This window comes from Pedobacter psychrophilus (assembly GCF_001652725.1).
Lineage (GTDB): Bacteria > Bacteroidota > Bacteroidia > Sphingobacteriales > Sphingobacteriaceae > Pseudopedobacter > Pseudopedobacter psychrophilus.
Window position 1 is genome coordinate 188,501 of the sequence record NZ_LWHJ01000022.1, and the last position, 20,504, is coordinate 209,004.

At 35.5% G+C, this 20,504-nt stretch carries 14 protein-coding genes; all 14 read left to right on the forward strand.

Features of this window, described 5'->3' with window-relative positions; translation table 11 throughout:
• Positions 1-46 precede the first annotated feature (46 nt).
• A complete protein-coding gene (locus A5893_RS05620) occupies positions 47-2,290 on the forward strand; it encodes a glycoside hydrolase family 2 protein (protein WP_068821578.1) in 2,244 nt (747 codons plus the stop codon).
• Positions 2,291-2,324: 34 nt separating this feature from the next.
• The gene (locus A5893_RS05625; protein WP_068821579.1) at positions 2,325-2,885 is read left to right on the forward strand and encodes a glucose-6-phosphate isomerase family protein; all 561 of its coding nucleotides are present in this window, start codon (positions 2,325-2,327) and stop codon (positions 2,883-2,885) included.
• On the forward strand, positions 2,885-3,814 hold the full coding sequence (locus A5893_RS05630; RefSeq protein ID WP_068821580.1) for an ROK family protein: 930 nt from the start codon (positions 2,885-2,887) through the stop codon (positions 3,812-3,814). The genes A5893_RS05625 and A5893_RS05630 overlap by 1 nt, the downstream gene beginning before the upstream one ends.
• A gap of 4 nt (positions 3,815-3,818) precedes the next feature.
• Positions 3,819-5,582, forward strand: a complete 1,764-nt coding sequence (locus A5893_RS05635; RefSeq protein WP_068821581.1) for a class I mannose-6-phosphate isomerase — start codon at positions 3,819-3,821, stop codon at positions 5,580-5,582.
• Between the two features lie 5 nt (positions 5,583-5,587).
• Positions 5,588-5,965: a phosphomannose isomerase type II C-terminal cupin domain gene (locus A5893_RS05640; RefSeq protein WP_068821582.1), complete on the forward strand. Its 378-nt coding sequence runs from the start codon at positions 5,588-5,590 to the stop codon at positions 5,963-5,965.
• Positions 5,949-7,337, forward strand: a complete 1,389-nt coding sequence (locus tag A5893_RS05645; RefSeq protein WP_068821583.1) for a sugar porter family MFS transporter — start codon at positions 5,949-5,951, stop codon at positions 7,335-7,337. Before A5893_RS05640 ends, A5893_RS05645 begins: the two co-directional genes overlap by 17 nt.
• A gap of 330 nt (positions 7,338-7,667) precedes the next feature.
• A complete protein-coding gene (locus A5893_RS05650; RefSeq protein WP_068821584.1) occupies positions 7,668-9,581 on the forward strand; it encodes a sulfatase family protein in 1,914 nt (637 codons plus the stop codon).
• Positions 9,582-9,763: 182 nt separating this feature from the next.
• On the forward strand, positions 9,764-10,603 hold the full coding sequence (locus A5893_RS05655; protein ID WP_198342281.1) for an alpha/beta hydrolase: 840 nt from the start codon (positions 9,764-9,766) through the stop codon (positions 10,601-10,603).
• A gap of 232 nt (positions 10,604-10,835) precedes the next feature.
• Positions 10,836-11,654, forward strand: a complete 819-nt coding sequence (locus A5893_RS05660) for a hypothetical protein (RefSeq protein WP_068821586.1) — start codon at positions 10,836-10,838, stop codon at positions 11,652-11,654.
• An 11-nt stretch (positions 11,655-11,665) separates the two neighbouring features.
• Entirely contained in the window at positions 11,666-14,107 is a 2,442-nt protein-coding gene (locus A5893_RS05665; protein ID WP_068821587.1) for a bifunctional YncE family protein/alkaline phosphatase family protein, read from the forward strand.
• Positions 14,108-14,151: 44 nt separating this feature from the next.
• Positions 14,152-15,390: an alkaline phosphatase family protein gene (locus A5893_RS05670; protein WP_068821588.1), complete on the forward strand. Its 1,239-nt coding sequence runs from the start codon at positions 14,152-14,154 to the stop codon at positions 15,388-15,390.
• Positions 15,391-15,512: 122 nt separating this feature from the next.
• Entirely contained in the window at positions 15,513-17,588 is a 2,076-nt protein-coding gene (locus A5893_RS05675; RefSeq protein ID WP_068821589.1) for an arylsulfatase, read from the forward strand.
• 7 nt (positions 17,589-17,595) lie between these two features.
• The gene (locus A5893_RS05680) at positions 17,596-18,903 is read left to right on the forward strand and encodes an alkaline phosphatase family protein (RefSeq protein WP_068821590.1); all 1,308 of its coding nucleotides are present in this window, start codon (positions 17,596-17,598) and stop codon (positions 18,901-18,903) included.
• Positions 18,904-19,049: 146 nt separating this feature from the next.
• Positions 19,050-20,483, forward strand: a complete 1,434-nt coding sequence (locus tag A5893_RS05685; RefSeq protein ID WP_068821591.1) for a sulfatase — start codon at positions 19,050-19,052, stop codon at positions 20,481-20,483.
• Positions 20,484-20,504: the final 21 nt, after the last annotated feature.

Below are 20,504 nucleotides of genomic sequence, written 5' to 3' on the forward strand. Positions count from 1 at the left end.
AAACTAGAAAATCCAATAACTAATAGGTTGTTTAAATCAAATATTAATGAAAACACTGCGCTTAATTATCATCCTGATAACCCTAATTTCCACATCTGCTTTTGCAGATGCTCCACGTAAAACAATTAGCCTGAACGGAATCTGGGATTTTGACCAGACAGTGATGGCCTTTCGTCCGGCAAATTTTACGAGAAAAATTCCTGTTCCTGGATTAGTGCATTTGGCAATACCCAAAATTGAAGAGTATAATAAATTCTTTAAACAACCAGATAAATCCATAGATGGTGGATGGGAAAGACAACTGATATTGACAGATTATACTCCAAGATACAGCTGGTACAGAAAGAAAATTACTATTAGTGATGATTTAAAAGATCTTGATGCCGTTTTAACCATTAAAAAAAGCCAGTACGTAACTCAGGTATTTGTTAATGGAATAGACCTTGGCAATTATATAGAATGCTATACGCCTATAGATGTTGCAATAACAAGAGCACTAAAATTTGGCAAAGAAAATGAAATTTTAATAAAAGTTGCCGATCGTTTTTGGCTACCAAGTCAGGCGGCAGGAAGCATAGATAAAGAGAAAGAACATTATATTCCTGGGATATGGGATGATGTTTTAATTTCTTTTACCAATAAAATCAGAGTTAACCGTGTATTGGCTTTACCTTTTTTAAAAGAAAAGAAAGTAACCGTAAAAGCAAAAATCTGGAACTTAAATCGCTTTTCAGTTCCTGCAGACCCTAAAATGGATAAAGTAAATTATCTCGTAAAGATTTATGAGAAAAAAAGCAGAAAGCTGATTGCGGAAACCAAAGGGGTGGTTAATATTTTACGCGATCAAATAGGTGAATTGAGTGTTGATATTCCAATGGATAACCCTCATGCATGGGGGCCAGATGATCCATTTTTATATTCCGCAGAAATCACTTTATTAAATGGCAATAAAGAATCAGATCAGGTAGAAAGGGCTTTTGGTATGCGAGATTTTGAACGCAGGGGCAAATCTTTTTACTTGAATGATGAAAAAACTTATCTACGTGGCTCAAACATAACCTTACAAAGATTTTTTGAAGATCCGGAAGCTAGTAATCTCGCCTGGGATAAAGAATGGGTAAAAAAAGTATTGATTGATATCCCAAAACAGATGGATTGGAATAGCATGAGAATATGTGTTGGCATTGTTCCTGATTTTTGGTACGATTTGGCAGATGAATACGGTATGCTCTTCCAAAACGAATGGCTTTACTGGCAAATGCATGGTTGGGACGATCAGATAAAGAAAGAATACACAGACTGGGTATGGTCTGATGGTTCGCATCCAAGTATTGTGATATGGGATGCGATTAATGAAAATAGGAACCAATATATCGGAACCGCCTTAATTCCAGAATTAAAATTACTTGATCCTACTCGGATTTGGGATGCAGGTTACATGACTGCTGATCAAATGTCTGGTGATGATATGGATGAGCCTCACACTTATCAAGGAAGAAAGAAAGACGGCATCAATAAAACGCCTTATCCACTAGGCAACTTAAAATTTAAACCTGAAATTGTTAAAGAATTGGAAGAGTCAACCTCAGCACAACTCGTAAACGAATATGGTTGGGTTTGGTTATGGAGGGACGGAACCCCAAGTAAGTTAACCACACCTATTTATGATTTTTATATGGGAGATAAAACAACTGTTGATGAGAGAAGAAGTTTCCAAGCCTATTGGCTACAATGCGAAACAGAATGGATGCGTAGTAACAAGTCGGTTGCTGGCTTACTGGCGTTTTGTCTTTTAACTAACAACTATGGTTACACGGGAGATTGGTTTACCGGGCACATCAAAGATTTGAACCCAAGTCCTACTTTATACTGGTTTAAACATTGTTTTGCAGAAACGAACATTTTTATCAACGTTACAGACGAGAGATTCGCAAAAGATCAACCCATTCACAACCTTGGTGAGGTTTTAAGTTTCAATTTTAGGGGAGTAAACGATGCTAACCAGATAAAAAAAGGAAGTTTAACGGTAAAACTTCTTAATTCAAAAGGAGTGTCGGTATATTCTGATAAAATAGCTGTAACCCTTCCAGCAGCCGACAGAGTTGACATTCCATATTCTTTTATTTTGCCAAAAGTTACTGATGGTTATCTGCTATTAACTGAGTTTACCGAAGAAGGTAGTAGGGAGAAAAAACTTAGCCGAAGATATATTAAAGTTGGAAAGCAATATCAATACAAATTTTTTGAAATGCCTGTACCTGCTAATTTTATAAACTACGCTACAAAATAAGATTTATAGAATTAAGAATTAAACATTAATACTTATGACAACACATACAGCACTTTCTTCAATTACATTTTTTAGCGACGATTTAAAGGGAAAGGAAGTTATCAATAAGGTAACTTCAATTGGTTTATTAAAAGATGTTTTTGCTGATGAAAAATCAAGAGCTGCAATTGATCAAGATAAATTGGTTTATGAAGTGCAGGCCTATCTGCCAGTTCAAGAAGGTACTTTGGGCGGTTTATACTTAGGTATTACAAAAATTCATCCAGGCAAAGTTGCAGATGAGTATTTTATGACTAGAGGACATTTTCACGAGTTATCTGACAGAGCCGAATATTACTGGGGAATAAAGGGGGAAGGTTATTTGATTTTAATGGATCGAGATAGAAACACCCGCATGGAAAAAATGACAGAAGGAAGTTTGCATTATATCCAAGCACATACTGCTCATCGTGTGGTTAATACTGGAAATTCCATTTTATCTTTTGGAGCTTGCTGGCCATCTGATGCGGGGCATGACTATAAAGAAATTGCTGATCATGGCTTTTCAGCCAGATTGATGGATCAAAACGGAAACCCTGAACTCGTAGTAGTCTAATGGCGATAATAGCAATAGATCTGGGTGGTACAAGAATAAAGACTGGAGTTGTTAAAAACGGCGAGGTCGAGCATTTATTTATCAAAGAAATAGCTCCAAATAAACCATTGAGTACTTATATTCCTTTTATAAAGGAACGAGTGGCTTACTTAAAAAAAGAACTAAATGGTGAAATTAAAGGACTTGGAATTGCTTTTCCAGGTTTGGTAGATACTGATAAAAACAGCATTATAGATACCAGTGGGAAATACGAAGATGCACCAGAATTTGATTTGGCAACTTGGGTAAAACAGGAGCTAGGTTTAGCAGTAAAAATAGAAAACGATGCAAGGCTTGCTTGTCTTGGCGAATGGCAATATGGCGCTGGCAATAAATCTCCAGACATGGTTATGTTTATGTTAGGGACAGGAATAGGCACTTCAGCCATAATTGATAACAAATTGTTAAGGGGTAAACATTATCAGGCGGGTGTTTTAGGTGGACATTTTATAATGGATTATCATAACACAAAAGATGTTTGTAGTTGTGGTAAATATGGATGTTTAGAGTCGATAGCTTCCACTTGGAGAGTTGATCAGTTAGCGAAAGCACACCATTTGTACAGTAAAAGCAACCTCACTAAACTAAATAAAATTAACATTGCTTCAATTTTCTCAATAGAGAATGAGACTGATGAACTAGCTAAACACTTACGGGAACATTGCATGTATGTTTGGGCTTTAGGTATTGTTAATCTCATCCATGCTTACGATCCATCTGTCGTGGTTGTTGGTGGTGGAGTCATGCATTCTGAAAGTGTCATTATGCCATTTTTGAAAGATATTATTAAAAATCGAGCTTGGTGCCCATCAGGTTTACCAGAAATTGTAACCTCAGCTTATCCGGATACAGCCGCATTAATTGGAATAGAAGTATTATTTAAAAATTAAAGTTTTGAATCATTTAAAATTTAAGTCCAATTACAACAAAAGACCAAGCATTTCTGTAAATGCTAATGATGGTGAATGTGTTTCTGGTTGGGATGCGATAAAAAATAAACTGGCTATTAAAACAGAGAGCGGTAAAAAAAATATCATCGTTGTAGATTGTTATACGGGCGTTTACGATGACGAACTCATCTCGAATTTTAAAAATATTGTTGATCCTAGTCATATTTTTCTTTCTTCTGATGCCATGAAATCAGCGGAAGAAATAGATAAAATGGTTTATCCGGATGTGACCGATGATGAGGTTTTTGGTTATCTAACTCGTTTGCACCTACAAGATTTTTTCGATGCCAAAAAGTTAGCTGAAATTAAGTGTAAAATTAATGATGTAAAAGATAGAAATATCCTTCTTTATGGCGTTGGTGCGGCTCTTTTAAGCAAAGCTGATGTATTGATTTACGCGGATATGCCAAGATGGGAAGGGCAATTACGTTATCGCAGAAACGAAGTTTCAAATCTTGGAGCAAATAACAAAGAATTGAAAGGTTCATTACAATACAAAAGAGCTTATTTTGTTGATTGGCGTGTTTGCGATAGGCACAAAAAATCGATTATTGATAAATGGGATTTCGTTTTAGATTCTGTGACACCAAATGAACCTAAAATAGTAGAGGCGCAAGTTTATAGAGATGCGTTAAAAAATCTAGTTAATCAACCTTTTAGGGTGGTGCCATTTTTTGACCCAGGTCCGTGGGGTGGGCAGTGGATGAAAGAAGTTTGTGATTTAGACCGGAGTGAGAAAAACTTTGCATGGTGTTTTGATTGCGTTCCCGAAGAGAACAGCCTCCTTTTCAAATTTGGAGACATTGAATTTGAAACTCCTTCTATCAATCTAGTTTTTTACCAGCCAGAACAATTATTGGGAAGCTCTGTCTACGGTAGATTTGGAGATGAATTCCCAATCCGTTTCGATTTTTTAGATACCATAGAGGGAGGTAATTTAAGCTTGCAAGTTCATCCCACTACTGAGTATGCCCAAGAACATTTTGGAATTCCTTACACGCAGGAAGAAAGCTATTATATTTTAGATGCTGATGATGAAGCGACTGTTTACTTAGGTTTTAAGCAAGATGTTGATGCTGATAAAATGATAAAGGATTTGCAAGAGGCTAAAGAATCAGGTCAGTTTGATGCAGAAAATTATGCCGCTAAATGGCCAGTTAAAAAACATGACCATATATTGATTCCTCCTGGAACTATTCACTGTTCTGGTAAAGGTGCAATGGTGCTAGAAATTAGTGCTACCCCCTATATTTTCACTTTTAAGTTGTGGGATTGGGGACGCTTAGGACTTGATGGCAAACCTCGCCCCATCAATGTAGAACGCGGAGAAAAAGTACTCAATTGGAATCAAATTCCAGAAAAAACAGAAAAAGAATTAATTAATTGCTTTGAGCAATTAGCGGAAGGAGAGGGTTGGATAGAGGAGCGTACGGGCCTTCATCAAAAAGAATTTATAGAAACTCGAAGACATTGGTTTAGCAAAAAGGTGCACCATCATACCCATGGCAATCTTAACGTTCTCAATTTAGTAGAGGGTAGAGAAGCAATTATAGAAAGTCCCTCAAAATCGTTTGAACCATTTATAGTTCATTATGCAGAAACCTTTATTATTCCTGCTCAAGTAGGCGAATATACCATCACTCCATACGGAGAAAGTACTGGACAAACTTGCGCCACAATGAAAGCATTTGTACGCACACAACCTTAAAAATTATGAAAGATACAGCAGCAGAAATTCCATCAGAAAAACCAGCGATTGGTTTTGTAGAACGCCCTTGGGGTTCGTTTAAACAATTTGCAAATAACAGACCTTGTACTGTTAGTTTAATGACCGTTTTACCCGGACAAAGATTAAGCTTGCAGTCGCACATTGGCCGAGCAGAACTGTGGATAGTGATTGATGACGGAGCAAAAGTACAGGTTGGCGAAGAAGAAAAAGTTTATAACGCTGGGGATGAAATCTGGATTAAAGCGGAAGAAAAACACAGACTATCTTGCACTGGAGATAAAGAAGTAAGGGTTTTAGAAGTAGCTTTCGGCAACTGGCAACAAGAAGATATTAAACGCTATGACGATGATTACCAAAGATAGAAGCAGGACCAAGGTCGTTTTTAATTGTATTGCAGCAGCAGTCGGAGGGTTACTTTTTGGCTTTGATACTGCAGTAATTTCGGGTACTATAGAGTTTATCTCAGGTCAATATAGTCTAAACACTAATATGGAAGGCTGGTTTGTAAGTAGCGGTCTCGCCGGATGCATTTTAGGGGTAATAGTTGTTGGTTTAATTAGTAATAAGTTAGGTAGAAAACCTATTTTATTACTTTCGGGTTTTCTGTTTTTACTTTCTGCAGTTGGTTGTGCTTGGGCTTCAAATATTGAGCAATTAATTTTATTTAGACTAGCAGGTGGCTTAGGCGTTGGGATTGCTTCTGTTATTTGTCCATTGTATATCACAGAATTTTCTCCCTCCAAAATTCGTGGGCGTATGGTGGCTTTTTATCAATTGGCTATCACTATAGGCATTTTATTGGCGTACTTTTCTAACTCTTATTTACTTTCACTATCTAATGAAATTATAAGCGGAAGCGATTTTTACGTTTGGTTTTTTAAGCAAGAAGTATGGCGCAGCATGTTTGTGGTGATGAGCATTCCTTCATTAATTTTTATGCTATTAATGGCTTTTACTTCGGAAAGTCCTAGATGGTTAATTTCTAAAAACAAAGGAGACAAAGCATTAAAGATTTTAAGAGCAACAAATCCCTCTGAAACGGCCACTGTCATGTACAATGAAATTCAGGAAGCGTCTGCAAAGCGAGGTAGTGCAACACGTTCAATATTTCATAAGAGCCTACGCATTCCATTATTAACTGGAGCGTTGCTATGCATATTTCAGCAATTTAGCGGAATCAATGCGATTATTTATTATGGCCCTAAAATCTTCTCGCAAGCTGGACTTTCAGACACAAATGCGCTAAATACTCAAGTTATTATTGGTTTGGTTAATGTGCTTTTCACATTTGTAGCCATCACTCAATCCGATAAATTAGGTCGAAAAAAGTTATTGGTTTATGGCTTATGCGGAATGATACTATCTTTAATAACCGTAGGATTTTGTTTCTACTTCAATTATACAGAAAACTTCTTGCTGATATCTATGCTGGTATTTTTTATAGCTTGTTTTGCGTTATCTGCTGGTCCAATTACTTGGATACTCATCAGTGAGATTTTTCCAGATGATGTTAGAACAAAAGCTGTTTCCTTTTGCACCTTTATTTTATGGGGTGCGGTTTGGGTAGTTGGTCAGTTTTTTCCTTGGCTGCTACAAAATATAGGTTCTGCCGGTGTATTTTGGGTTTTTGCGGGTTTCAGTACCTTAAGTCTTATATTTTGCTTAAAAGTTTTGAAAGAGACAATGGGGAAATCGCTTGAAGAAATTGAAACGATTTATGCGGTAGGTCATTGACTAAAAGATATCAACTCTTGAAGTAGAACGAAAACTTATAACAAATCAGGAAAAAGCTAATAAAATTCGCCAACAAGTCTTTTCAAATTTATTTTTTACTATATTTTTAAATAAAAGAATTAGACGTATTATTAAACACCTAGTAATACTAAACCAAATTACAACCGCTGAGTAAATTATAGATCGAGAAACTTCCGTATTATCACATTACCGATATAACAATTTCGGTTGTTCAAAATTTGGTATAACCTAGTGAGATATCTCATTAAACCATAATAGATTGATTGGGTCATAAACACATCCAATTATAGAAACGATAAATAAAATCAAATGAAAAAAGCCGGAATCAGTTTTTTAACAATATTAACGTTCAGCTCAGTACTTGTTTTTGCACAGCAAAATCAAACTGAAAAACCTAATATTTTATGGATAACTATTGAAGATACCTCTCCACAGTTTATTGGAGCTTATGGTAACCAGAATGCAAGAACTCCCAATTTAGATAAACTGGCGAAAGAAGGGATTCGTTTTACCAATGCTTTTTCAACAGGAACCGTCTGTTCTCCAAGTCGTTCGGCTATTGTTACAGGAGTAAAAACCTATAAATTGGGAACAGGACATCATAGAAGCAGCGTTCCAATTCCTGATTATATTAAAGGTTTTCCTTATTATTTACAACAGCAAGGCTATTATACCACCAATAATAAAAAGACCGATTATAATTTAATTAACGAGCGTAAGTTTATTAACGAAGCTTGGAACGAAAGCTCTGGACAAGCAGGTTGGTGGAAAAGAAAACCCGGTCAGCCATTTTTTGCGGTTTTTAATTATACCGAATCTCACCAAAGCAGAACAATGACTTTGCCTTTCGAAGATTACAAAAAAGAGATTTATGATAAGTTGAAACCAGAAGAAAGAATTGGCGATAATGATTTTAAAATGCCCCCAATTTATCATGATTCGCCAGAAATGCGCAAGCAATTTGCCCGCGTTTACAATTCTATAAAATATACCGATAACGAAATTGGAGATTTACTAGCAAGACTAGAGAAAGATCATTTAAAAGATAGTACCATCATCTTTTTTTACGCCGATCATGGCGAAGGAATGCCTCGTGGCAAAACAAACGGCATTGATTTTGGCTACCGAGTTCCATTTATTGTTTGGTTTCCGCCAATGTATAAGCATTTATCTCCATGGGGAGAAAGTGGTATAGTTACGGATGAATTGATAGATTTTGAAGATTTAGCACCAACATTAATCACTTTGGCTGGTGGTAAAGTTCCCGATTATTTAACTGGAAGGGTTTTGATTGGGAAAAATCGGTCTAAACCGGTAAAACAGATTTTCTTATCAAATGACAGGTCGGATAATGGTCCTGATTTAGTGCGAACCATTACAGACGGAAGATTCTCATACTCAAGAAATTTTATGGCTTACCAGCCCGAGTTAAGGTTTATCAGGTACATGGAAATTGGGGAGATTAAACAGCAAATGCGGAAAGATTTGGCAGAAGGGAATTTAGATAGTTTACAGAAAAGTTTATTTAATCCACGTAATGCAGAAGTATTATTCGATACAAAAAATGATCCTTGGCAAACAAGAAACCTAGCCCTTGAATCACAATATCAAACAATGCTTAAAAGCTTTAGATCTGCACTTGGAGAACACATGGTTGCTAACCAAGACGTTTTGTTGTTGCCAGAGTATAAAACCAAATTAATAGCTGAAAACTCTACGCCATATGAGTACCGTCAATTTCCCGGAAAGTATCCTGTTAAAGAAATTTACGATGCCGCTTCACTATCTGGGTTTAGAGGTTTAGATATCGCTAAAAAGCAGGCCGCTTTATTGAATAGCCCTATTGAGGATGTAAGGTATTGGGCAATGTTAGGTTTAAGATGTCAAAATCCAGATATACAAAAGCAATTTAAAAAAGAAATTCTTGCTGCGATAAAGGATTCCTATCCGCCAGCAAATATTACGGCAGCGTCAATTGCTTATGATGTTTTTAAGCTTAAAGAGGCAGAAGAATATTTGAACAAAGTAATACAAAGCGAAAACGCAGATTTGGCCTTAATAGCCATTAATTATTTATTGTATGTAAAAGATGCAAAACCTTTTATTCCAGCACTAAATAAAGTTAGGGAAGGAAAAATGGAGTATAACGTTAAGGCGGCAAGCAGTGATGTTTTGGGTAGTCTCGGAATTATTCCAAATAGTTTTGACCATAAGTTTGATTAAATAAATAGGAGAATACGTAAGGGTTTTATATTCAATATTCCAACAGTAGGCAGATTTGCGCATTCATTAAAGCTGTATCATTTAAAATCACCAAATAACACGCCTCAATTAAATTTAGAATGGCGTTATCAAGGAAAGGCTAAAGAAGCTAATTCTACAAATGTATTTTTCAATTAATGATGATGAAAAAATATGCTTTGATTTTATTTTTGATGATTGCAACCTTCACTGCTTTTGCACAGGAAGTAAGCACTTATCAGTATAAAAATATAAATGGCGAACAGTTAAAACTTGATGTTTACCAACCATCAACAAAAACTGGAAATGCGCCTGTGATTATTTTTTTTCACGGAGGAGGTTTCGTTACGGGGAATAAAGAGCAAATGAAAGAGCAATGCCTGTTTTTTTCTGAAAGAGGATTTGTCACGGTTTCCGCAAACTATCATTTATTGCCTAAAGGCGATCCGAGTGCTCAAAGTCAGGTGGCGCAATGTATTAGGGACGCTAAATCTGCTGTAAGGTGGATTAAAGAAAACGCAGAAAAACTTCAATTAGATACCAATATGGTTTTATTGGGAGGCGGTTCTGCCGGTGGATTTTTAGCTACAGAAGTAGCCTTGAATAACGATATCAATGAAAATTCTGACAACTTCAAAATATCCACGAAAGCAAAAGCATTGGTTTTATACAATCCCGCTTATATTCCAGAGAAAAGATACAATCCAAATGTTTTAAATTTAGTAAACAAGTTAACACCGCCTTCTATTCTTTTTTTCGGTAGCGAAGATAAATTCAAACCCGGTGGTGAAGAATTTTTAAAACTTTTAAATCAAAATAAAATCACATCCGAATTGTGGGTTGCAAAGGGAGAAAATCATGGATTTTTCAATAAAGAAGGCTGGAAAGAAGCAAGCAATATAAAAGCGATTAATTTTTTGAGAAAAATAGGATTGGCCATAGGAGCACAAGAAAAAGAACCGTCTGATTTCGCTCTCTACCCGCTTGATTCAATCAACAAATGAAAGAGGTAAAATAGCTTAGAGGTAAGCGGAGAAGGATTAAAAACTGAGAGATTGGAGACTCATTCAAAATAGCTTTAAAACACCATACAATTTTTACATCAATAGAAACAATTGTAACATGTTTTAAATATGTTTTTATGGAATATTACACTGATAATTTAAACTTTTAGAAACAATCATTTAACATCAGAAACATATAGTACCCTTAAGTTTGTATTTAAATTATAAGCGCATGAAAAAAATTTTAACTCTATTATTTGCCGTGGTTTTTAGTACAACTTTATTAAAAGCACAAAGCAACAATTCTCAATTATCAAATGGAAATACAAACCCATTTCTTTTTTCGGTAAACACCTTAACCGGAAATACCCCTAAATGGAATCTTAATTATACGGGTAGTTATGGGCAACATACCTCAGGCCAGTTTGGATACGATGGTTTAGATCAGCGTTTCGCAGCCAAGGGATATTTAGGCAATAAGTTTACAATTTATGCGAATGCGGCTATAGGTTTTGCAAATAATGGAGGAACTAGAAGTTCACAACAGGCCGAAATTATCAAGGATTTTATTGGAGGCAAAAAAGTTTTTGGTCCGAGATTAGGTTTTGGAGTAGGAGTTAACCGCGATTGGGATGGTGTAGGAGCTGTTTTTAGCCGAATTACCGGTTCAGTGGATGCTTTAAAATGGAGATTAGGCGGAAACTTATTATTTGAAAAAGCATTTTCTGGAAGCAGAGACAAGATTGATTTCACAACTTCCGTGGGATTTCATCATCAATTGGCAGGTTCATTCTTTGCTGGTGTAGAAGCTGTTGGCCAGGATTTGGAAGGCTTTTGGGAAGAGGATGAAGCGGAAGGTGGAGCAAAATTATTGATTGGCCCATCCTTAAATTATGCGCCATCAAATGCAAAAGTCGGCTTTTCTGTTTGCGGAGGGCCGGTTTTTTATGCGACTAAAAGTAGTGTACTTCCATCTAATGCAATAAGAGATTTAAGTACGCAAAACGGTTATACAGTGCGAGCAATGTTAACTTACAATTTTAATAATTAACCACCTGCAGGATGAAAACCTTAAGTATAAAATATCTATTATTTAGCTATTTTTTAATTGCAATTGCAAGTTGTAAAGTAGCTAAACTACCAGGTAAAATGGGTAATAATCAAATTTTATTACCAAACGGTTGGTCTTTAAGTCCGGTTGGGAATTCTATACAATTAGGAGATTTGCCATTAAACATTCAGGTTTCTCACAATAAAAAATTGGTTGCAGTTACTAATAACGGGCAAAGCACACAAAACATTCAATTAATTGATACCAAAACTCAAAAAATCACTGATGATATAGAGATTGGGAAATCATGGTATGGCTTAGCTTTTAATGATAAAGATGATAAATTGTATGCATCCGGCGGGAATGATAACATGATTTTAATCTATCCGATTGAAGAAATGAAATTATTAAAGCCCGATACAATCCGTTTAGGAAAACCATGGCCCGTAGAAATAAGCCCAACAGGCTTAGCCATTGATGATAAGAATAAGATACTTTATGTAGTTACAAAGGAGAATAATAGTCTTTACGTTATCGATTTACAAACAAAAAAGACTGTGAAAAAGGTTAAGCTTAGCTCAGAAGCATATTCTTGTGTTCTCTCTCCAAATAGCTCAACTTTATATATTTCTTTGTGGGGAAGCAATCAGGTCGTATTTTTTGATACCAAAAGTCAACAAATTACAGATTATATCAACACACAATATTCTCCTAACGAACTTTTATTAACTAAAAAAGGTGATCATCTTTTTGTTGCTAATGGTGGCGATAACTCTGTTTCAATAATTAATACAGCATCAAAAAAAACTGTTGAAGTAATATCAGCTGCTGTTCATGCTACTAATTTAACCGGGTCTACCACAAACGGTTTAGCATTTTCTGAAAATGAAAAAACTTTATACATAGCTAACGCGGATAATAATTATTTAGCTGTTTTTGATATTTCTGAAATCGGCGAAAGCAAGAGCCAGGGATTTATTCCAACAGGTTGGTATCCAACAAATGTAAAATGTTTCAATAATCAAATTTGGGTGGCAAACGGAAAAGGATTTACAAGTATGGCAAATCCACAGGGCCCACAACCACAAACATCTGATGATGATAGCGATTTACATGTTGGCTCAACACCAAAAAATAGATTGCAATATATTGGAGGTTTGTTTAAAGGAACCATGTCCATTATAGATATACCTAATGATGTTATGATGAAAAGTTACACTCAAATGGTTTATCAAAACACACCATTCAACAAGGCAAAGAAAGCTCCAGAAAAAGACAATCCTGTACCATTTAATTTAGGAGATAAGAGTCCAATTAAATATGTTTTCTACATAATTAAAGAGAATAGAACATACGATCAAATATTAGGTGATATTAAAAAGGGAAACGGAGATCCACAGCTTTGCATATTTCCAGAAAAAGTTACTCCTAATATCCACGCATTAGCAAATCAGTTTGTGTTGCTAGATAATTTTTATGTGGATGCAGAGGTGAGTGCAGATGGACACAATTGGAGTATGGGAGCTTATGCAAATGATTATGTTGAAAAAACCTGGCCAACTTCTTATGGTAGAAGAGGCGGCGGCGGAGAATATGGAGGAAAAGAAAAAATCACTTATCCCAGAGATGGTTTTATTTGGGATTATTGCAAAAGAGCTGGAATAAGCTATCGTACTTATGGCGAATTCATCAGCGGGAATACTGCTAAGACACCAGTTTTGGAAGGTCATTTTTTAAAAGATTATGATAAAGGTGAAGAAGTGAGAGATACCACACATTATTACAGATGGATGAAGGATTTTGATGAATTAGTGGCAAAAGACCAGGTTCCACAGTTCAATACCATTCAATTTCCAAGAGATCATACTAGCGGACAAAAATTAGGTAAGTATACACCAACTGCCTGTGTTGCAGATAATGACTTAGCAGTTGGAATGTTTGTAGATCATTTATCTCATAGTAAAATTTGGAAAGAATCTATAGTTTTTGTTTTAGAGGATGATGCTCAAAATGGCCCTGACCATGTTGATGCACACCGATCACCCGCTTTGGTAATTAGCCCTTACATTAAAAGAGAAACTGTTGTGAGTAACATGTATACAACTAGCGGTTTTTTAAGAACAATGGAATTAATATTAGGTCTTCCACCAATGAGCCAATATGATGCTGCTGCAACTCCGTTATATGATTGCTTTACCTCAAAACCAGATTTTACTCCTTATAACTATGTGAGGACACAATTGAATTTAGATGCTAAAAATATTGCAGTGAACAGCAGCTCAAAACTTTCTGAATCTTTCAACCTAGCAGAAGTTGATGAAGCTCCTGATTTGGAATTAAATCAGGTGATTTGGAAATCGGTAAAAGGAGAAAACTCAGAAATGCCAGCTCCAAAAAGAAGTGCATTTGTAGTTTTGGAAAAGAAAAGTAAGAAGGATAAAGACGATGATTAATTAGAAGAATTAATCTGATTTGATAAATAGATTATAAATATGTTATGAAATTTAAATCAACTATTACAGGAGCTTTCATTTTAATAGGGCTTGCAAATTTAACGATTGCTCAGGTTACTAGACAACGGGTTAATCCCCCTCATGAAAATACAACCGAGCAAGCTAAAAAACCATATTTGATTTTGGTTTCGGCAGATGGTTTCAGATATGATTATGCAGAAAAATATAATGCTAAAAGTCTTTTAAACCAAGCGACAAAAGGAGTAAAGGCAGAATCTATGATTCCTGTTTTTCCATCTTCAACCGGGCCCAATCACTTTTCTTTAGTCACAGGATTATATCCTGTTCACAACGGGATTGTTGGTAATGATTTTTATGATCCCACCCGCAAAGTATTTAAAGGAGAAGAAAGCAATGATTGGTTGGTTAACGACCCTATATGGATAAGTGCAGAAAAACAGGGAATGGTAACTGCGAGTCTTAGCTTTATAGCTTCCAGACAAGAGATTAATGGCGTTAAAACGAGCTATTATTATAACTATACAGAGCCAAGAATCGGTATGACCGAACGTGTGGAGATTATTAAGAAATGGCTTTCACTTCCCGAAAAGGTAAGACCACATTTTATTGCGGTATACAATAATGAAACAGATCACGCTGGTCATGGTCATGGGCCTGATTCAGAAGAAGTGAAGGAAGCTGTAGGGCAAATGGATTCTTTTGTTTCTCAATTGCAATCAGTAATTGATGAAACAGGGTTACCAGTAAACGTAGTTTTTGTATCAGATCATGGGATGACAAAAATTGAAAAAAAGCCACCAATGAAAATTCCAGCGTCTATTGATACCTCTAAATTTGTAATTGCTGATCAAAGAACTATAGTGAGCATACATGCCAAAGAAGCTAAAGATATTTTGCCTTTATTTAATAAATTGAAAGAAGAGAATAATCCAAATTTCGATGTTTATTTGCAAAAAGATTTACCTAAGGATTTGCATTTTGAGATGAAGGAAGATAAATTTAATAGAATAGGAGATATTGTGCTATTGGCAAAATGGCCCAATATATTTACAAAAGTTCCAGCTGGTTCTCACGGATTTAATCCCTATGAAGTTAAAGATGTTCATGCTTCTTTTTACGCTTGGGGTCCCGCTTTTAAGCAAGGTATCACAGTTAAATCTTTTCCTAATGTGGAGGTTTATGGGATGATGATGAAATTACTCAGTCTTAAACCGGAGATAAGTGATGGCACCGGAGAGCTTGCAAAAAAGATTCTAAAATAATTCTAAAAACACATAATTAACAAGTTTGTCAACAAATTTGTTAATGGATTGAATGGTGATTATTTAACATTGTATATACTGTACTTATTAAATTACAGCATAACCAATAATAAAATTTAATCATGTATTTTTCGCAATTTAAAGAATTTTGCAGTCTTGTTTTTTTTGCATTTATAGTTTTTTCTGCATCTGCTCAACAAACAAAAAAGCCTAATATCATTTTGATATTAGCAGATGATATGGGCTATTCTGATCTTTCTTGTTATGGTGGAGAAGTGCAAACTCCTAACATTAATTCTCTAGCAACGGAAGGCCTAAAATTCAAGCAATTTTATAATGCCGCAAGATGTTGCCCTACCAGAGCATCTTTAATGACTGGATTGTATCCTCATCAAGCGGGAATGGGATGGATGGCGGCCGCCGATTTAGGAACTCCAGAATATCAAGGTAATTTAAATAATACCAGTGTCACCATTGCCGAAGTAATGAAATCTGTAGGATACAGTACTTACATGACTGGAAAATGGCACTTAACCAATGAAAGAAAAATAGCCGGAAAAGTGATGGATAACTGGCCAAAACAAAGAGGTTTTGACCGATATTTTGGAATTATTCCCGGTGGGGCTAATTATTATACGCCAGAACTTTATAGCAATAACAAAACATATCCAGCCCCAGCTAATTTCTATTTAACAGATGCAATTAGCGATACCACGGTAAAATATATCTCAGAGCATGAAGCTACTAAAAAGAATGACCCATTCTTTATGTATGTAGCCTATACCGCTCCGCATTGGCCTTTACATGCTTTACAAAAAGACATAGATAAATACAAAAATGCTTATAAAGTGGGATGGGATGAAATTCGAAAAACTCGTTTTGCTAAGCAAAAAGAGTTAGGAATGTTTCCTGCAAATGCAGTGATGAGCGATCGTGATTCTGAAATCCCAGCATGGTCAGAAATTCCTGAAAACAAAAAAAATGATATGGCTAAGAGGATGGCAATTTATGCTGCTCAAATAGATGTAATGGATCAAGGGATAGGCCGCATCATTAAAGAATTAAAAACAACCAATCAATTAGACAATACACTCATATTTTTCTTAAGTGATAATGGCGCTTGCGCCGAGTTCATCAGTAGTGGAGATAGTAAAGAAGTAGATGGTGGTGCCGACACTTTTGAAAGTTACCGCATCAATTGGGCAAATGTAAGCAGTACACCTTTTAAAGAGTATAAACATTATACTTACGAAGGCGGGATTGCAACGCCATTAATTGTGCATTGGCCTAATGGTATCAAGAAAAATTTAAATAATTCTTGGGTTGGAGATTATGGACATATCATTGACATCATGGCAACTTGTATTGATGTTGGTGGTGCCAAATATCCAGCAACCTTTAAAGGGAATAAAATCACTCCTTTACAAGGGAAAAGTTTATTACACAATTTTAATGGAGAAGCTAAAGGCCGTGGAGCCGTTTTTTGGGAGCATGAAGCTAATATTGCTTTGAGAGATGGGAAATGGAAATTAGTTGCAAAAACTGATCAGGATCAAGATTTTAACATAGCGAATTTAAGATTGTATGATATGGAGCAAGATCCAATAGAATTAAATGATCTTTCTGCAAAATATCCCGAAAGAGTAAATGAAATGTACAATCGTTGGCATAATTGGGGAGAAGAAGTAAAAGTTTTCCCGATGGACACCCGAGAATATAATGTGAGAATGGCAGATTACAAAAGGGAATTGAATGGAGATTTTAACGATAACCTTGGCGGTTGGAACCTTAAGAAATCTAATGCTGTTACTGCCGATGTAAAAATTGATAATTCAGGAAAATTGAACGGCCAAAAATCTTTAATGATTGCTATGCAAAAGCCTGGTCAAAAACCTGCTGATTTATCATTAAACTGGGGATTTAAGGCCGATAAAGGAGAAAAATTCCAGATTGATTTAACTGCTATTGCAAAAGGAAATTCTAAATTTTATTTAAGATTAGAAGATGCCGGAAAAGGAGCAGAGAAAATGATTGATCAAGAAGTGAAAGTCAATAAAACTAGTCAAAAGAATGGATTTACTTCCATCGTTATTCCAAAGGACGGTAACTACCGTTTATCACTTTATTTTGGTGATATGCAGGCAGGTGAACAAATTTGGATAGATCAGATTAAACTTATTCCAATAAAAAAGTCTTAAAGAATACATGAAACATATATTATTAATATTTGCAGGAAGTTTATTAGCTATCCAATCTTATGCTCAACAAAACAAACATGTTTTATTGGTAAGTGTAGACGGACTTAGACCCGAGTTTTATTTAGAAAAGGGATGGGATACTCCAAACCTTAAGAGCTTAATGGAAAGCGGAATTTATGCAAATGGCATCAACAGCGTATTTCCATCAGTTACTTATCCTGCTCATACTACAATTATCACAGGAGCGTATCCAGATAAGCATGGGATTTTCTATAATGTGCCAATAGGGTCTTCCAACGGTCATTGGAATTGGGAATTTGATTTAATCAAGACAGAAACCTTATGGGATGCTTGTAAAAAAGCGGGTTTAACTACTGGAGCAGTCATGTGGCCTGTCTCTGTTGGTGCTCCAATAAATTGGAATTTTCCGGTAAGAAGGGCTGATGAAGATGAAAAATCTAATCAATATACCATAACAAAACCTTTTGTAACACCAAGTGGCCTAATTGATGAGATGACTAACAATAATGTGATTGCAGGGACAGAAGATGAATTAAATTATCCGCAATTAGATAAAACCATTGGAGAAATGAGTTCTTATATTTTAGGGAAGCATCAACCAAATTTAATGGCAGTACACTTTGTAGGAGCCGATCATTATGAACATGCTGGTGGTCGTGATTCTAAACAAGCGCATATCGCTGTAGCTTTAATTGATAAACAAATCGGTAAATTATTGCAAGTGCTAAAAGATAATCATCTTAGAGAAAGCACCACCGTTATCATCACTGGTGATCATGGCTTTGTAGATAATGAGTATGTTTTTTCTCCCAATGTTTTGTTGGCCAAAATGGGCTTAATAGACGATAAGGGATGGAAAGCCAAATTTTTTACTCCCGGAGGTTCTGCTTTTTTATACGTTAAAGATAAAAAGTTGCTTCCATCAATCTTAAAGATGTTAGATGAATTGCCACCAAACGAAAAATTGTTCAAAGTGATATACCGCAATCAGCTAAATACCGTAGGAGCTGACCCATCCGCAGTTTTAGCCTTGGCATTTAATAAAGGAGTAGTAGGCAAAACGAATATCAAGGGCAATTTAATTGAAGAGAAAAAAGGAGGTGGAAATCACGGATATTACCCTGATTTTAAAGAAATACAAACTGGTTTTATCATTACCGGAACAGGGATTTCAAATCATAAGGAAATTACTGGAATGGGTGTTAAAGATATTGCACCATTAATTTCAGAAATATTAAAGTTGTCTTTCAAATCTAAAGATGGAGAGCTTTTCCCAAATATCATAAAGAAATAAAAATGAGGTTTGTGATCCTTGGCAATTTTAAAATCATAGTTAGATTGAATTGAAATCAGGAAAAGCCATAAAGATAAGAGCTCAAAGTATAGGTTTTGAAGCTTAAGAATTAGTTTACAATGTCCATAATTAATTGAATAATTAAAATGAAAACAAAGAATTTAAAAATTTTAGGAGGAATTTGCTTGGCAATGATATCTGCAAATTTGTTTGCTCAAAATAAAGATAAAAAACCCAACATAGTGTTTATTATGGCCGATGATTTAGGTTATGGAGAGCTAGGTTCTTATGGGAACACATTTAGTGAAACTCCAAATCTTGATAAATTAGCCACTCAAAGTATGCGTTTTACCCAAGCTTATGTAGCGGCACCAATCTGTTCTCCTTCTAGAGTAGCTTTAATGACGGGGCAATACCCTGCAAGAGTTGGGATAACAGATTTTTTACCGGCAAAAACAGATAGATGGCTGGACCCCGCAAAGTATTTTACTATAAATGAAGCTTTGGGGCAAGTTGGCTACCATACGGGCATTATAGGTAAATGGCATTTAGATACTGATTACATCACCAATAAAGGTGGGCCTAAAGCTCATGGATTTGACGAGGTTATCGGTTCTGAAACCAAATATATTGGAGATGGAGATTACTTTTTTCCATATGATAAAATAAGTACATTCCCAACAGGTAAAGAGAATGAATATTTAACTGATAGACAAAGTGAAGAAGCATGCAAATATATCGAGAGAAATAAAGATCAACCTTTTTACCTCTATCTTGCCTACTACAGTGTTCATACAAGTTTAGATGCACCTGAGAGTATCGTAAATAAATACAAACAAAAATTTGATAAAAAGTATGGGGCTGGTTCTGCTGAAAAACTTTATGGGAAGGAAAACCCGAACCATAATAGCAAGAATGTAGATAACCCTTACCTAGCCGCCATGCTAGAGCGTATTGATAGCGGAGTTGGAAGTATTATGGAAACTTTAAAAGCAAATCATTTAGATGAAAACACTATTTTAGTATTCTTTTCAGACAATGGTGGGCCAGCCAAAACAGGTAATAACGGAGTTTTAAGAGCAGGAAAGTCATGGTTGTATGAAGGTGGAATTAGAGAGCCACTCATTGTAAGATGGACAGGGAAAATAAAACCGGGAACAGTAAATGATACACCTATTAGTAGTGTTGATTTTTATCCAACATTTACCAGTGCAGCAGGTGCCGATGTTAAAGGGAAAGAATTGTTGGACGGAGTTAATTTATTGCCATTATGGGTAAATGATAAAAAATTAGATAGAGACGTTCTATTCTGGCATTATCCTTCAGAAACCGGACAATGGACTAATAAAATGAGTAGTGCTGTTAGAAAAGGAGATTTTAAATTAATTGAATTTTATAATGATCATCATTTAGAACTTTACAACATAAAGAATGATATTAGTGAAAAGAATAATTTAGCCAAAGAATTACCTGCCAAAACTAAAGAACTTAAAAAATTGCTTGATGATTGGAGGACAGAAGTGAATGCAGAAGTTCCGGTAATTAATAAAAACGCTAAAGCAAAAAAAGAAGATGGATAATATTTGAATCTTTAATTAATG